A 14,328-nucleotide genomic window follows, 5' to 3' on the forward strand; every position below is an offset into this window, starting at 1 on the left:
AGGTCCGCTGCAGCACGCTTGGCCGGGCGGTAGGCACGATCTCCGAGGAGAACGTGATGCGAGCCGGTTCACGATAGGAGCCGCGCGGCTGTTCGCACTCCGAGTTCGGCCTCTCGTCACCCGGCAGGGGTGATGCCACGCTTCCCCTCTCGGCATCAGGGTAGGAGCGTGGTCCAGGGGGCGAGGCTGCTCGCACGGTCCCCGGCCTCCGGGCACGCTGCGTGCCTGACGCTCTTGGTGGTCCAAGAATTCCACGTCCCGCTGGATCTGGTTCGGCACTTCTCGATGGAGTGGGGTAGGGGGAGCTGTGACTGTGAAGACCGGGGGTGGCAGATCGGCGAGACCTGCCGCGCGGACGTTCCGTAGAGATTCGAAGCGGGCCGGGACACTCGGGCAGTTGAGCCATGCGGACCGGGTCGCCCTGGGAAAGGATGCCCGGAGGGTCACTCCGCGCGAGTCGCACGCGGAGTTCCAGCCCGGCGGGGCGCGGGATCCGGTGGGGCTGTTGCTGGAGCAGTCGAACTCGCGGGTGGCGGAGCTGGTGCCGATCCGGCACGGCCGGATGCTGGTTTCGGCGTTCACGTTCTACCGGGGGGCTGCGCTGCCGATGGCGGCTGACCTGGCCACGACGCCCACGTCGGGGCTGCAGGTGCAGTTGTGCGGAGATGCGCATCTGTCCAATTTCGGCGCGTACGCCTCACCGGAGCGGGAGCTGGTCTTCGACGTCAACGACTTCGACGAGACGCTGCCCGGCCCGTTCGAATGGGACGTCAAGCGGCTGGCGGCGAGCCTGGCCGTGGCGGGACGGGAGAACGGATACCGCCGCAAGCACCGCCGCAAGATCGTCCTCGAGGCGGTGCATGCGTACCGGACGGCGATGCGCGGGTTCGCGGAGCAGACGTTCCTGGAGGTGTGGTACGCGCACCTGGACATCGAAGAGGCCATCGGGCAGTTCCGGTCCCAGATGAAGGCCAAAGGGTTCAAGGCCACGGAGAAGATGCTGGCCAAGGCCCACACCCGCGACAGCACCCAGGCACTGCGCAAGCTGACCACGGTGGTCGACGGCCGTCGGCGGATCATCAGTGACCCTCCGATGGTCGTCCCCGTCGAGGAAGTCCTCGCCGACATGCAAGCCAGCGCAGTGTATGAGCAGATCCGCGCGGTGCTGGGCAAGTACCGGCGCACCCTGCAGTCCGACCGGCGGCACATGCTCGAGCAGTTCACGCTGGTCCAGGCGGCCCGCAAGGTCGTCGGCGTGGGCAGCGTCGGTACCCGCGCCTGGATCGTGCTGATGGACAGTGGAGACGGAGTCGAACCGGTGTTCCTGCAGGCCAAGGAGGCGCAGCCGTCGGTCCTGGCGGACTACTGCGGGCGCAGCCAGTACAGCAACCAGGGCGAGCGCGTGGTCGCTGGACAGCATCTGATGCAGGCCGAGAGCGATATCTTCCTCGGCTGGACGCACACGCCCGGCCCGGACGGAGTGGACCGCGACTATTACGTCCGCCAGCTCAAGGACTGGAAGTTCTCCTTCCCGATCGAGCAGGTGGCCCCCTCGGGCATGGCGGTCTACGCCCGCATCTGTGGATGGACCCTGGCCCGCGCTCACGCACGCTCCGGCGATCGTGTTGCCCTGGCCGCCTACCTCGGCGGCTCGAACGCCTTCGACCAGGCGATCGCCGACTTCGCCGAAACCTACGCCGACCAGAACGAGCGCGACTACGCGGCGCTCCAGAGCGCCGTCGAAGACGGCAGAGCCGAAGCGACCACCGAGATCTGAAAACCGAACCCGGGCGGTCCAGCCCGGACGGCCGAGACGGAAAGGGAAGCGCCATGGCAGAGCCAGCCATCGATCCCGATGCTGAGCAGAGGGCGGCACTCAGGCGCCGGTACCTCATCCGGTTCGAGGAAGACACCCTGCGGCAACGGCCGTTGTGGATCCGGCTGATCATCGAGTTCCTGGGGACGTTCGTCCTGGTGACGGTGGCGGCCGGATCGGGTGTGATCAACCATTACGTGGGCAACGACCCGATCAGCAGGACCGCGGCGGTGATCGCGCCCGGGGCGGTGGTCATGGCCATGATCTACGCCTGGGGCCCCCTGTCGGGCCTGCACATCAACCCCGCGGTGACTTTCGCCTTCGCCGCGCGGGGAGTGTTTCCCACCAAATGGGTGGTGCCGTACTGGGTGGTCCAGTTCGCCGGCGCCATCTGTGCCGCGCTGTTCCTGGAGTTGATGTACGGCGACGTCAGCACGGGCGGGAACTACCCGATCAACACGTCCGGCGGGGAGTGGAAGTCGTTCGTGATGGAAACCGTCCTGACCGCGATCCTGGTCAGCATCATCCTCAACACCGCGACCGGCGCCCGCAGCATCGGCCACAACGCGGCGATCGCGGTCGGCTCGACGGTTGCGTTGCTCGGCTTGTTCGCCAGCCCGATCAGCGGCGCGTCCATGAACCCCGCCCGCACCCTCGGGCCCGACATCATCGGCAACGACTACACGGGCTGGTGGCTCTATGTCGCGGGCCCACTGCTCGGGGCTGCCATCGCCGTGGCGATCATCGGAGCCGTGCGCGGACTGCCCGACAAGGAGGAGCGTGAGGCCGCTGAGGGCGATGCCCTGCCGATGACCAGCACCACTGAGTAGACAGCCCCACAGGCATCTGGCATCCGGCCAGCGTCAGGAGCGTATGTCGATGACGGCTGAACCGCCTGAGGGCCAGGTCGGCGAGGGAGACCGCAGCCTGGAGGTGCGCTGGATCTTCCCGGGCCGGCTGGAGACCGCGGTGACCGGATGGTTCGGGCGGTTCCCGATCGAGACGGAGGCGCGCGAGGACGCCTACCTGCTGGATCCGCGGTTGCCTGGGCTTTCGGTGAAGATCCGCGGGGGCGGGGCACTGGAGGTCAAGATGTACCACGGGAGCCCGGGAATCCTGGAGTTGGCGGGCCGGGCCCACGGACGCCTGGAGTCCTGGCAGAAGTGGTCCTTCCCGGTCAGCCCGTCCAACCAGTCCAGCGGCTGCCCGCCAGGCTGGCGGCCGGTACGCAAAAGGCGACGCATCAGCCGTTTCTCACTGGCCGGAGGACAGATCGTGGTGCGCGCCTCGGAGCTGGACCATGAGCCGCAGTGCGACGTGGAACTTACCGAGGTCAGCACGATCGGCCAGGACTGGTGGACCCTGGGGTTCGAGGCGAGCGGTCCTGCCGATCTGCGCCGAAGCGCACTCGAGGCCACCGCCCGGCTCGTGTTCAACCGCCCCCTGCCCGGTGGTGCGGAACCCGATCTCGATGACTCCAAGTCCTACATGCAGTGGCTGTCCCACCGTCCCGGCCCCAAAAGACGCGACGCACCACGCTGACGTGGGCCCCTGCAGGCATCAAGTGTCTGCACCAGTTCGGTCGTCCGTGACTCTGGTTCGTCCGCCACCCGTACGGGTGACAGCCGTCGTGAGTGCGTGGTTGACAGAGTCGGCACGATGTCGACGGCGTGTGTGTACTGACGGCGCGTCTCGGCGGTCGCGGTGAAGCCAGAATCTTGGCCCGCGCCCGCGGAGTCAATCCAGTCGCCGTCCCGGCCACCGAGGCGTCCCCGACTGGCTCCCGCTCGCGTTTGTGCAGGTCGGGGCTGTTTTATCCGTGCGCGGAGGCGGGTTCGAGGGTGCCTTCGCCACGATCCGAGTCATGCCGTCTGGGTGATGTGGGTGTGGATGGCCGGGCGTAGGTTCCGAGCCACCTGGGAGTGGCGAGATGGGGCTCGGCCCTGGAGACCCCCAGCGCTCCGCTGGCCGACACGGTCGAGCATGCATACAGCCAGACCCAGCGTGCCGACAGGCTCGTCCCGATCGCCAAGGTATCGGGCATGTCGCGCCGAGGGCGGGTCAGTGGACACTGAGTCAGACAAAGGTCCTGGGGACGGCTCTAGCGAGGGAGGCCCATATGCGGACCAGGCAGAAGGCCCGCACCTCATGAGCGCCACGTCAGGATCGGCGCCGGCGCCGCCGTTCTCTCAGACGCCACAGTTCTGGGTGCTGATGGTGAGTGCGCTCGGGCTCGGCGTCTTTGGCGCAGCCGCCGCCCTTCTGTTCATGGGCCTGATCGGACTCGGGAACAACTGGTACAAGGCTCCGGATCCGGGATGGTTCGGCGGCCAGTGGTGGTGGGTGGGCGTCACGGCGGCCGCGGGAGTCGTGGTCGGACTGCTGCGCCGGTGGACCCACCTTCCAGCCAGGATCCCGAGCCTGATCGACGACCTCGAGCACGCGCATGTCGACGGCCGATTGGTGCCGGGGATCGTGGCTGTGTCGGCCGTGTCGTTGATCGGAGGCGCGAGCCTGGGCCCGGAGCAGGCGCTCGGGGCCATGGGCGGTGGGGCCGGCGGGTGGATCTCCCGGCGACGACGGCTCAACGATGAGGACGGCGAGGTGAACACGCTCGCCGGGTTCGCCGGCGCCTACGGTGGGTTGTTCTCCAGTACTGTCATCGTGGTCATGCTGATCTTGGAGGTCGCCCGCCCGGGCGGACAACGCATGGCCAAAACGCTGGCCGCCACGATCGTTTCCTCCAGCGTCTCCTTCGCGATCTACTTCGTCGTCGCGGGCGCCTTCTTCCTTGACGCCTATCAGGTGCCGTCGTACAAGTTCGAGGACTGGCAGTTGCTGGCTGGTATCGGCCTGGGTCTGTTCGCGGCGGTGGTGGTGACGCTTCTGGCCACCGTGATGAAGCTGGCGGTAGGGATGTTCGGCCGGCTCAAGGTGCCGGCCGTCGTTCGGCCCTTGATCGGTGGCCTGGTGTTCGGCGTCGTCGGCGTGATCCTGCCGCTGACGATGTTCACGGGCAGTGATCAGCTCAAGACCGTGGTGGGGACCGGTGGGACCCTCGGCGCGGGCTTGCTGACCGCCCTTGTGGTCGGCAAGATCCTCACCTTCGCCGTCAGTGAGGCGAGTGGATTCGTCGGCGGGCCGATCTTCCCAGCGCTTTTCATCGGGGGAACGGCTGGAGTGCTCGTGCACCAAGTGATCCCCGGCATCCCTTTGGGACTGGCGTTCACATGCATGCTTGCCGCGGTTCCCGGAGCCATGGTCTCTGCACCGTTTGCGCTGGTGCTGCTTGCCACGTTCATGACCCAGGTGGGGGCACTGCAGACCACACCGATCCTGATCGCCGTCATCACAGCGTTCCTCGCGATGGAGTCGGTGAAGTACCTCGTTGCCACTCGCCGGAGGAGCAGCCCACCGACGAGTCGGGAGACAAGGTAGTGACCTGTTCGTCGAGGCCATCCACAGAGTGCGATTCAACGTGCGACAGGCTCTCGTCGAGGATGCGAACTCGACCGACGATCGAGCTGGCTGACCAACTCCAGCTTGCCGCGCGGCGCCGCGCATTTGGGGCAGGGACGACCGACGCCACCTGGTGGATGCGTGTCGCGCATCACCTGACGGAGGACAACTCCCGCCGGTCCTGTCGATCCTGTCGTGTGCCACCTGATGCCCGACGACTCCGTGCCGGCTGATGGTTGACACCCTAGGAGACCGAGGGTGTGGCGCTCGTCGACGCAGCCGATGTGGGTGCGAGCGGCCGCTCGCTGGCTCAGGGGCGCATCGCTGGGAAAAGGTCTCCGAACATGTCCTGGCCCATGGCGATGGCTTCTTCGCCGGTGATCACGGCGTCGGGTGGCGCGTCCGGCACGGTTGCTCCCATCCTCTTGCCCAGTGCCATGAGGCCGCCGAAGAGGGCTTTGCCCAACCCGTTCAGGGGGGCGGCCAAGGGCATCAGCGGCTCGGACATCGGTTCCACCGGACGGGCGAGGATCTCGGGCCAATCGGCCTGCTCGCGGGGCTGGTCGAGGGTGAAGATCGGGCTGAAACTGCGGGCGCTTGCGTCGCGCCCGGTGAACGGTTCGCCGAGGTTCCACCGCTCACGCATGGTCGAGATCAGCGAGGTGGCCCGATGCTCCTGAGTGACCACGGTGCGTTCGGGGATCCATGCCGAGATCGCCAGAGTCGGGATCCGCACACCGGAGCGGTTGAAGGTGAACCCGAACTGGCCGGCGGGCGCAGCGGGGTCCGGGGGTGTCGCCGACGGGGGGACGACATGGTCGTAGGTGCCCCCGTGTTCGTCGAAGGTGACCAGCAGGGTGGTGTTGAGGTGGTTGGACCCGGTCGGGGACGACGAGGACCGGATCGCGTTGTAGAGCCGGGCGAGCAGGTCCTCACCACCGATCAGCGAGGACGGCGGGTCCCAGGTCAGGCCCGGGGTGAGCATGCCGTAGGCGGGGTGCATGTCGTTGTGGGCGTGGCCGATGATCTGCGGCTCGATGAACGCGTAGGTGGGCAGCTCGCCCTTCTCCGCGTCTTCGAAGAACTGGGCGGTGGAGAAGAAGTGGGTCGCGAACCTGTCGCGCAGACGCGGGGCGTGGATCAGTCCCGTCAGCGAGTAGTGCGAGGGTGGGTCGCAGTAGATCTTCCAGGTCAGGCCGTGGGCCTCGAGGCGGTCGAACAGTGTCTCGGCGTCGTTGTGGGCGATGAATGAGTCCGGTGGAGTCATGTTCACCACGTAGCCGGACGAGGTGGCTGCGTGGAAGAACGACCGGTTGGGGAAGGTGCACGAGGGCACATCACAAAACCAGTGGTCGAACGTCGCGAACCCGCGCGCGAGCCCGGACAGGACCGGCATCTGGTCGGGCGTGTACCCGGTCATGTATTGCGCATACTCGTCATAGGTCGGCTGGCGTTGGAACTCAGCCATGAAGGTGCTGATGTAGTCGGTGAGGAACCCGTCCATGGTGGGCTGTTGGGTTGGGTAGTCCGGTGTGTTGAACGTCTGCTCCGGCTGGAGCACCCCGCGGTTGGCCTCGTCGAGGTTCCCGAACAGTTGGGTGTTGATGTGGGGCATTTCCTCACCGGGATCGGGCCACGGGCTGTTCATGGTCTGCGAGATCCCGTACGCCACCGTCTTGTTGTCCGCCCCGTGCTCGGCCCACTCGGGGATCGGGTTGCTCAAGTCCTTGCCGAGCACTCCCTCGAACGACGCCACCTCCCCCGGCTCGTACAGCCGGCCGAGCAGGTTGTCGAACGAGCGGTTCTCGAACATGACCACCACTACATGGTCAAGGGCATTGGACCGGTCGGGGCTGGCCACAATCGTGCGTCCTTTCCGCTCGATGACTGGCGAATGGAGGTCTGCAGCGTTTCAACTGCAGCGTCCATAACCCGCCACCGAGGACACATCCCCCGCAACGGATGAGGCCACCGAAACCAACGTCCGGATCCAGCCGCGTTCCGCGCGGTCATGCCGATGACAACCATCAGCTGGTACACGACTGTTAGGCATCAGCCGTCACATGGCGTTCACCGACTTCGATCCGACCAAAGACGACCTGACAGCAGTGATCGGTCCAGGTGGGCGAAAAGTTTGATCGCGTGCTCGGCAAGGAAGGTGACGCCGGCCGTTACCGGCAACGGCTCACTGAGGTGGTCGAGCGATGGCGCAGTCCCTACTCACACGGAGGATTCGAGAAAGGTCACGGCGCGACCATCTACCTGCACACGCCAGGCGTGAACGCGGCAATCCCAGTCGGGCTGAACCAGGTCCGCAGTAGCCCGATGTTCTCGTTCATCCCCGCAACCGAGACTCACATCACCGAGGTCTTCGAGCTGTTCGACGAGATCTTCCGCTCGCTGCTGGCCCAGGCTCGCGAGGAGAACGACTTCGCTGGTCTGCTGGAATTCTTCGAGTATCGCCAGGCGATGATCGACAACATGGGACTACTACCGCGGTGCTCCCGCACCTTTGCCGAGATCCCCGGACTCAGTCCCTGCTGCGTCATGACGCCTCCGTTCACGAAGTAGGAGCCTGGCCAGCCCAGAGTTGGTCCTTCAGGCCTCTGTTGCACCGCTGGCGCATGTTTGGTTCGGCTGCCGCCGAAATTCTCAGGCGCGGAGAGCTTGCGCCTGTTGTGGCGGGTCAGCGGACGTCGATGTAGGGGACCTCGATGGCGTTGTTTCCGTAGCCGAGCCGGTTCCACGGCGGGACGTCCGGTTGGGTGTTTCCGGACGCGTCGGTCGCTCTGGCGCGGAGGGTGTGCCTGCCCACGTCGGTCGCCTCCCAGTCGAACGACCAGTCCTGCCATTGGTAGGGGCCTTGGGGTGGCTCGAGTCGTGCTGGCAGCCAGTCGCCTTCGCCGGTGAGGCTGATGTCGACTCGCGTCACTGGTCCGGTGCCCGACCATGCCTTGCCGCGCACCGTGTACGTTCCGACGTCGATGGTCGATGCCGGAGCGGGATCGGTGATTCGCGCTCGCACGCGCATGAGGCCGACGGCCTCGTGTGGTCGGTCGGGCCACTCGTAGATGTAGTGCCCGGTCTGGAACTCGCCGGTGTACGGCTCGGTCAGTACGTCGATCCGCTTCAGCCATTTCACGGACGCGACGGCGTACCAGTGGGGCACGATGAGCCGGAACGGCGCTCCGTGGTCCCGACCCAGCGGCTCGCCATTCATCTCGTAAGCGACCAGGATTTCGGCTGCCGGATCGGCTGCGTGGGACAGGGGCAGAGCACGCGCGAAGGTCAGGTCGTCCTTGCTGGTCTCCGCGAGGATCGGCCGCAGGTGGTAGGCGCCGTGGTCGGCGCCTTCGAACCGAACGTCGACGCCGTCTGCTGCCGGGTGCGCCTGCTGCAGCACGTCGTGGAGGAGCGCGCCGGTCCAGCGGGCGGTCGAGACCGCGTAAGCTCCCCATGGTTCGCCGGTCGGCAACGGTCGCATGTCGATTCGCCCGTTCCCTGCGCATTCGAGCGTGACCGTCCGCTCGGCCGATGGCATGGCGCGCAGGTCGTCGAGCGTGAGGGTGATCGGGTTCTCGACCGCGCCGCCGACCTCGAGCGTGCCGTCGTGTGTCGGCACCGCGAAGTTGCTGCGGACATAGTGGAGTTCGGTGGGCGTGATCAGCCCGGCGAGGGCCTCAGGCGGTGCCTCTGCATTGAAGGGAGCGGGGTGGATCATCCGAAGTGCGGCGCGCGCTCGTACGAGATCCTCTGCCACGGTCATGTCTCAGCCTCCTGGTCGACGCGCGATGACGCGCGATGCCGCACATCAGTAGTCGGGATCCTGGAAGGTCGGCTCTCGGCCTTCGTTGAAGGCGCCGATACCCTCGACGCGGTCGGGATGGACGGCCGAGCGCCAGTGGGCTTCCATCATGATGGCGATCGCCTGCTCGGTCGGCTGACCTTGGCCCAGCTGCACGGCGCGCTTGACTGCCTGCACTGCTGTCGGCGAGTTGCTCGCGATCTTCTCCGCGATTCGGTGTGCCGCGTTGATGAGCTCGGCCTGCGGGTAGATCTCGTTGACCATGCCCAGCCGGTACGCATCTCGGGCCGTGATCGGGTCGCCCGTCATCAGCATCTGCAGGGCCTTCCCCGGCGGGAGCAACCTGGGCAGGAACACCGGCGAACCGCCGCCGGCCGCGAGGCCGAGCATCGCCTCGGGCTGGCCGAAGGTGGCGGTGTCGGCGGCGATGATGAAGTCGGTGCTCTGGGCAAGCTCCGAGCCGCCGCCGTAGGCGATGCCGTTGACGGCGGCGAAGATCGGCTTGCGCAGCTGGCGCACCGTGTAGAGCGTGCGATCGAAGTCCTGGCGCTGGCGCAGCCAGTCCTCCTTCGTCATGGATTTGCGCTGGCGCAAGTCGCTGCCGACGGAGAAGGCTTTCTCCCCGGCTCCGGTGAGGATGACGACGCGGACGGCGGGGCGGACCGCGATCGTCTCGACGACCTCAGTGAGGCGAGCGCCCATCTCGGTGGTGATCGCGTTGTCGGCGTGTGGCCGATTGAGGGTGATGACCGCGACACGATCGCCGGAGAGGTAGTCGACGAGCACAGGGGACTCGGGCTCGGCGACATCCGACGGCGGCGGACCGAAGTCGAGTGTCTTCCAGCGGTCGGTGCTCGTCGAGTTCGTATCCACGTCGCGTTCCTCTTCTCGATCGAGGCTGGTCATGTGTCGAGCTCCGCGAGCCAGCGCATCGCTCGCAGACCGGGGGCGAAGCAGTATTCGCCACCGCGGGTGACCACGAACGACGGCAGCTCCTGCAACCGGCGGCGGATCGGCTTCCTGGGAATGGTGAAGGCACCCGAGCCATCGTTCGGCCCGACGAGCGGGTCCTTCTCGACGGGGGCGCCGATGAAGATGCCGTCGTTGAGCCATTGGGTCTTGACGAACTCGTACTGGCGCTTGAGGTGCGCGCCGGCGAAGACGAAGATGATGCCCCGGTCGACGCCGTCGTCTTCGAGCTCGCCCTCGGGCAGCATCGGGCCGTAGCTCGTGCCGCGCCGGATCATGCGGTGCAGGCGCACGTTGACACTGCCCTCGTGATCGAGCGCGTCTCTGGGGTTGGCACGCCGCGCATGTGCGCCGGCGGGACATTTGAGGCCGCGCAGATCGTCGGCGTAGTGGAAGTCGTTGTTGCGGTGCGGGTCTCCGCCGAGTTCGGGATCGTCTTGCTCGGGGGAGAGCGCGAGCGGGGCGCCGCTCTGCCAGCGCCCGACCATCTTCGCGCCGAGGAGCGCCTGCTCCTCGCGGGTTGCAGCTTTCGCGCGGAGGTACTGGCGGTAGGCCGCCACCCGTGTGTGCAGCTTTCGAAAGACGACGTACGTGCCGTTTCGACCGAGGACCGCCGGCGTCGGCATGGGCGGCAGCTCACCCGTCTCGTCCGGGTAGCCGAGGATGATCTCACCGGCCTTGAGCGGCTTCTCCTTCGGGTTCGACGTCGGGATGCCGCTCCCTTCGACCGCCGGCTGGCCGATCCCGTCCTTGAAGCCGAAGGAGGTGCGCCCGGTCGGGAGCTGGTAGCAGTCCTGCTGCCAGATCAGCTCGACCCCAGGAAGTTCCTGGTGGGCCTGGCGTGCCTTTTCGAGGACGGTTCGCAGCCGTGCGGCATCGGGGGAGAGCGCCGCCAGGGCGACGTGGACCTCGGGGGTGCCGAGCGGCTTCTCCCAGTGGTCGGGGCTGCTTTCCCCCACATCGCCCAGCTCGGCTGCCCGCGCCGCCATCCCCTGCTGGAACTCCGGAGCGAAGCTGTCGAGCGAGTCCTGCGGTACGCCGAGCGCCTTCAAGCCCTGATAAGTGAAGGCGACGGTGATCCAGGCGTCGTGGATGGGATCGGGCGAGGGCCGCCCGGAGTCGACGATCGGGTGCAGTCGCCGCACCAGCTCGCGGCCGGCGGCTCGGTCGTCGATGCGCAGCAGGAGGTAGCTTCCGACGTAGGGCGACGGTCGCTCGTGCAGCGCGCCGCTCTGGATGTCGTCGAGTTCGAGGCCTGTGCTCTCTCTGGTCGTCACGGCGTTCACCCACGTCATCGCTAGAGGTGCTCAGGCGGTTCGGGCGGGTTCGGATTCGGCGCCGCGAGGTAGGGGAACGTCGTCGAGGCCGGCCTCGACGCCTGGTCGACCCCGTCCCGGATGACGGGCCCGTTTCCGGCGTTGACGAGCTGAGTGAAGATCGTGTCGATCACATCGTCGTTGAGCGCCCGGCCGCCACAGGTTTCGTGTGTCTTGCCCCGGCGGGCGGCGAGCTCGATCTCGAGGAAGGAGGCCTGCTCGGCGTACGGCTTGGTGAGGTCGACGACGAGGAAGTCGGCCAGGATCAGCTTCGTCAGGGGGTGGTCGCCGTGCTCATCGATGGCCCAGTCGGTCTTGCCGTCGAGTCCGTCCCAGAAGGCGAGGTTGGCGTTCAGCCGCGCCCGGTAGGCCCCCTGGTACGCCGGTCCGAGACCGAACGCGTCTTCCAGGTTGTAGAGGTCGCGGATCTCGAGGTCGCGGTTCACCGGGTCGAACTGCTTCGGCGCCAGCATCATGTTCTTCACCTCAGGCCGGCCGACCCGTTCGATCCGAACGTTGAACTTGCCGCGGGTGAGCGTCTCCCCGACGACGCCAACCAGGTCCGCGCCTCCCAGGAGTGTCGAGTCCACCTCGACGACGAGGCTGAGAACGTTCTTGCCGTCGAGGAAGATCGAACCAGGGTCGGTGAAGGCCAACTCGCCCGTAGCGATCGTTTTCAAGGCTGCCGGGGCGTCCATGATGAACGGATCCCAGCGTGGGCCCGCGAACACGCGAATGCCCTGCGACGAGCCGCCCTCCACGTTGTTCACCCGGAACGAGACCGCGTCGCCGGCCGGCATAGTAACCGTGCCCTCCTGCGTGCCCTGGTTCCCATCGCTCCACGCAGGTGGGGAGAAGACGCAGTCGAAAACGAACTCCTCCGCGAGGACGGTGAATGGCACCGGATCGCCCGGCGCGCTCGCGGTCAGCGGGCGCAGTCGGAAGCGATAGACGAGTCCGTCCGACAGCAGGTCCGATGGTTTCGCGAACGGGAGCGTGTTCAACACCAGCACGAGACGTCCCGGCCGCTCCGGGCTGGGGAACGCATAAACGTCGGTGATGTCCGCGATCGGCTCGGCCAAGGCTCGCGGTCCTGAGATGTGATCCGACATCGGCGTCCTCTGTCCCGGTAGCGCAGTGCTCGGCTGATTAGTCGGCGGCCTCGTCCAGCAAAGGCCGCAGGGCAGGGTGCTGCAACACGTCCGCTGCGTCCGGGTGATCCAGCACCTGCTGGAAAGCCGCATTCACGCGCTGCGCTTTCCTGATCTCCTTCACCGTGCCGCCGTAGTTCCGTGCATATGCAGCCGCCGTCTGCTGCGCGCTGAGGATGAATGCCTGCACCGCAGCCAGGTCCGGCAACCCCTCGTAGCCCTCTACATGCCGGAAGATGACATCGAAAAGCCCGAGCGTCGGTCCGGACGTGAAGAAGTCCTCCATGTAGGCGTCCCACGGCCCGTCGAAACTCGTGATGAACGCGAGCCTCGTGTCGTCGTCGAAGAGCACGAATCTCGCCTCGTGGATCGTCGCGATCGCCATGCCGTAGTCCCCCGGCCGGTACCCGGGTGTCTGCTGTAGACCGCCTAGCGCGGTCCGCAGGCCTTCGCCCTCGCCCGGTTTGACATGGAAGAACAAGCTGAACTCGCTTGTCGGGCCGACACTGACCCCCGGGCGAGAGGTTCCAGTCGCAGGTGTCGACATCGTTCCTCCTCTGAGATTCGCGGCGCTCCTCCCAGCTCGAGGTCGGCCTGGCGAAGTGCACCGTCTGGAGGGCCCCGCGAGCCGATTCCGACCCCCGCGATTGCCCATGCTGGCGTACCGGGCGACCGCCGGGCCTCATCCTCCACGGGTGATCTCGGCCGGCCGCCAGTGAAGCCTGCCGGCCACGCTGAACTGCTGAAGCGTGAGGCCAGCTCGCGCAGTCGTAGCAACTGAGATGAGGCTGAGCCAGGACGTGAGGCGGACGAGATCTCAGCGGTACTCAAGGCCGCGTGGACAGCCATCGAGCTCGGCCTGGGTGAACCATCCGGGTCGCCCATCGCGGAGGATGCGCATTCGCGCACGACGGGAGACCCTCGACTCATGTCTGATGGATCGTCGCCGTCGGAGGTGGCCAAGGAGCTTCGTCACGACCAGCACGAGGAAGAGGCTCGTGAGGCCATCGGCCGGGCGATTCCGGTGATCGAGGCCGTGCTGCTGTCGATCGTCACGATCGTGACGGCCTGGGCCGGCTACTCGGCCGCCAAATGGAGCACAGAGTCTCGGCTCGACCTCGCCCAGGCGTCGTCGCTGAGGCTCCAGGCGAACCGGGCGCTGGCGACCGCGACGGAGCTGCGCAACTTCGACTCGAGCACGTTTGGCGCCTGGTTCACCGCCTACACGCTCGGCAACAAGGAGAAGGCGGCGATTGCCGAGCGTCGCTTCCGCCCCCAGTTCAGAGTCGCCTTCGACGCGTGGCTGGCCACCAACCCTGACACCAACCCCTCGGCGCCGCCCGGCCCGACGTTCATGAAGGAGTACGTGCAGCCTGACCTGGCGAAGGCCGCGGCACTCGACAAGATGGCCGACGAAGCCACCGCGGGTGGCGACCACGCCGGGCTCGTGGCAGACAACTACATTCGGATCACGCTGCTGTTGGCCACTGTGCTCTTCCTGGTCGGCATCGGCACGACGTTCAAGCAGAAGCGCGTGCGTTATGTGCTCGCAGTGGTGGGCGGCGTCTTGCTGCTCGCCGCGGTCGTGCTGATCGCACAGCAGCCCCTACCTCGCTGATGAACATCATCAACAACATCGCCGCGCCGCTCTACTCACTCGACCCACCCCTTCCACACGGGCATCTGTGGGCTTCGGCCGGTGTCGATGGAGCGGACACTGAATCGGCGGCTGTCTGGAAGATCGGTTCACCGCCAAGCAGCTGACGGTGAACCGGGCCTAGAGCACCTTTGCCAGAGTTACCAGCTGCTCCT

12 protein-coding genes are annotated in these 14,328 nt (G+C 66.8%); 6 read left to right on the forward strand and 6 right to left on the reverse strand.

Annotated features, from left to right (window positions below; translation table 11 throughout):
- Positions 1-397: 397 nt before the first annotated feature.
- The 4 genes from EV652_RS29070 to EV652_RS29085 all read left to right on the forward strand — a co-directional run bounded on the left by EV652_RS29070 (position 398) and on the right by EV652_RS29085 (position 5,254).
- Positions 398-1,777, forward strand: a complete 1,380-nt coding sequence (locus EV652_RS29070) for a DUF2252 domain-containing protein (RefSeq protein ID WP_242002076.1) — start codon at positions 398-400, stop codon at positions 1,775-1,777.
- A 53-nt stretch (positions 1,778-1,830) separates the two neighbouring features.
- Positions 1,831-2,646 (forward strand): MIP/aquaporin family protein, encoded by an 816-nt coding sequence (locus tag EV652_RS29075; RefSeq protein ID WP_132212441.1) that lies wholly within the window; start codon positions 1,831-1,833, stop codon positions 2,644-2,646.
- A gap of 49 nt (positions 2,647-2,695) precedes the next feature.
- Positions 2,696-3,358 (forward strand): hypothetical protein, encoded by a 663-nt coding sequence (locus EV652_RS29080; RefSeq protein WP_132212442.1) that lies wholly within the window; start codon positions 2,696-2,698, stop codon positions 3,356-3,358.
- Between the two features lie 606 nt (positions 3,359-3,964).
- On the forward strand, positions 3,965-5,254 hold the full coding sequence (locus tag EV652_RS29085) for a chloride channel protein (RefSeq protein WP_158441269.1): 1,290 nt from the start codon (positions 3,965-3,967) through the stop codon (positions 5,252-5,254).
- 331 nt (positions 5,255-5,585) lie between these two features.
- Here EV652_RS29085 and EV652_RS29090 read toward each other — a convergent pair whose 3' ends face one another.
- Positions 5,586-7,136 carry an alkaline phosphatase family protein gene (locus tag EV652_RS29090; protein WP_369410049.1) on the reverse strand — a complete coding sequence of 517 codons (1,551 nt, stop codon included), beginning with the start codon at positions 7,134-7,136 and terminating at the stop codon, positions 5,586-5,588.
- A 260-nt stretch (positions 7,137-7,396) separates the two neighbouring features.
- Between EV652_RS29090 and EV652_RS29095 the strand changes: the two genes are divergently transcribed.
- On the forward strand, positions 7,397-7,846 hold the full coding sequence (locus EV652_RS29095; protein WP_132212445.1) for a hypothetical protein: 450 nt from the start codon (positions 7,397-7,399) through the stop codon (positions 7,844-7,846).
- A 115-nt stretch (positions 7,847-7,961) separates the two neighbouring features.
- Here EV652_RS29095 and EV652_RS29100 read toward each other — a convergent pair whose 3' ends face one another.
- Genes EV652_RS29100 through EV652_RS29120 form a run of 5 tightly spaced genes read right to left on the reverse strand, consistent with a single transcriptional unit; the run spans position 7,962 to position 13,063 of the window.
- Complete coding sequence (locus EV652_RS29100; protein ID WP_132212446.1) at positions 7,962-9,041, reverse strand: sulfite oxidase; 1,080 nt, start codon at positions 9,039-9,041, stop codon at positions 7,962-7,964.
- A gap of 45 nt (positions 9,042-9,086) precedes the next feature.
- Positions 9,087-9,986, reverse strand: coding sequence for an enoyl-CoA hydratase/isomerase family protein (locus EV652_RS29105; protein ID WP_132212447.1), 900 nt, complete (start codon positions 9,984-9,986; stop codon positions 9,087-9,089).
- The gene (locus EV652_RS29110) at positions 9,983-11,326 is read right to left on the reverse strand and encodes a Dyp-type peroxidase (RefSeq protein WP_242002077.1); all 1,344 of its coding nucleotides are present in this window, start codon (positions 11,324-11,326) and stop codon (positions 9,983-9,985) included. Before EV652_RS29110 ends, EV652_RS29105 begins: the two co-directional genes overlap by 4 nt.
- Before the next feature lie 20 nt (positions 11,327-11,346).
- The gene (locus tag EV652_RS29115) at positions 11,347-12,477 is read right to left on the reverse strand and encodes a DUF4331 family protein (RefSeq protein WP_132212449.1); all 1,131 of its coding nucleotides are present in this window, start codon (positions 12,475-12,477) and stop codon (positions 11,347-11,349) included.
- Between the two features lie 37 nt (positions 12,478-12,514).
- Positions 12,515-13,063 carry a hypothetical protein gene (locus EV652_RS29120; RefSeq protein WP_132212450.1) on the reverse strand — a complete coding sequence of 183 codons (549 nt, stop codon included), beginning with the start codon at positions 13,061-13,063 and terminating at the stop codon, positions 12,515-12,517.
- Positions 13,064-13,444: 381 nt separating this feature from the next.
- Here EV652_RS29120 and EV652_RS29125 point away from each other — a divergent pair, with 381 nt between their 5' ends.
- The gene (locus tag EV652_RS29125; protein ID WP_132212451.1) at positions 13,445-14,134 is read left to right on the forward strand and encodes a hypothetical protein; all 690 of its coding nucleotides are present in this window, start codon (positions 13,445-13,447) and stop codon (positions 14,132-14,134) included.
- The last annotated feature ends 194 nt before the right edge of the window (positions 14,135-14,328 follow it).

Origin of the sequence: Kribbella steppae (assembly GCF_004342025.1) — a bacterium.
Lineage (GTDB): Bacteria > Actinomycetota > Actinomycetes > Propionibacteriales > Kribbellaceae > Kribbella > Kribbella steppae.

Excerpts from the sequence above, each read along its gene's own strand:
- EV652_RS29075 (WP_132212441.1), top strand. The coding sequence starts at position 1,831 with ATGGCAGAGCCAGCCATCGATCCCGATGCTGAGCAGAGGGCGGCACTC.
- EV652_RS29080 (WP_132212442.1), top strand. The coding sequence starts at position 2,696 with ATGACGGCTGAACCGCCTGAGGGCCAGGTCGGCGAGGGAGACCGCAGC.
- EV652_RS29085 (WP_158441269.1), top strand. The coding sequence starts at position 3,965 with ATGAGCGCCACGTCAGGATCGGCGCCGGCGCCGCCGTTCTCTCAGACG.
- EV652_RS29100 (WP_132212446.1), bottom strand. The coding sequence starts at position 9,041 with ATGACCGTGGCAGAGGATCTCGTACGAGCGCGCGCCGCACTTCGGATG.
- EV652_RS29105 (WP_132212447.1), bottom strand. The coding sequence starts at position 9,986 with ATGACCAGCCTCGATCGAGAAGAGGAACGCGACGTGGATACGAACTCG.
- EV652_RS29115 (WP_132212449.1), bottom strand. The coding sequence starts at position 12,477 with ATGTCGGATCACATCTCAGGACCGCGAGCCTTGGCCGAGCCGATCGCG.
- EV652_RS29120 (WP_132212450.1), bottom strand. The coding sequence starts at position 13,063 with ATGTCGACACCTGCGACTGGAACCTCTCGCCCGGGGGTCAGTGTCGGC.
- EV652_RS29125 (WP_132212451.1), top strand. The coding sequence starts at position 13,445 with ATGTCTGATGGATCGTCGCCGTCGGAGGTGGCCAAGGAGCTTCGTCAC.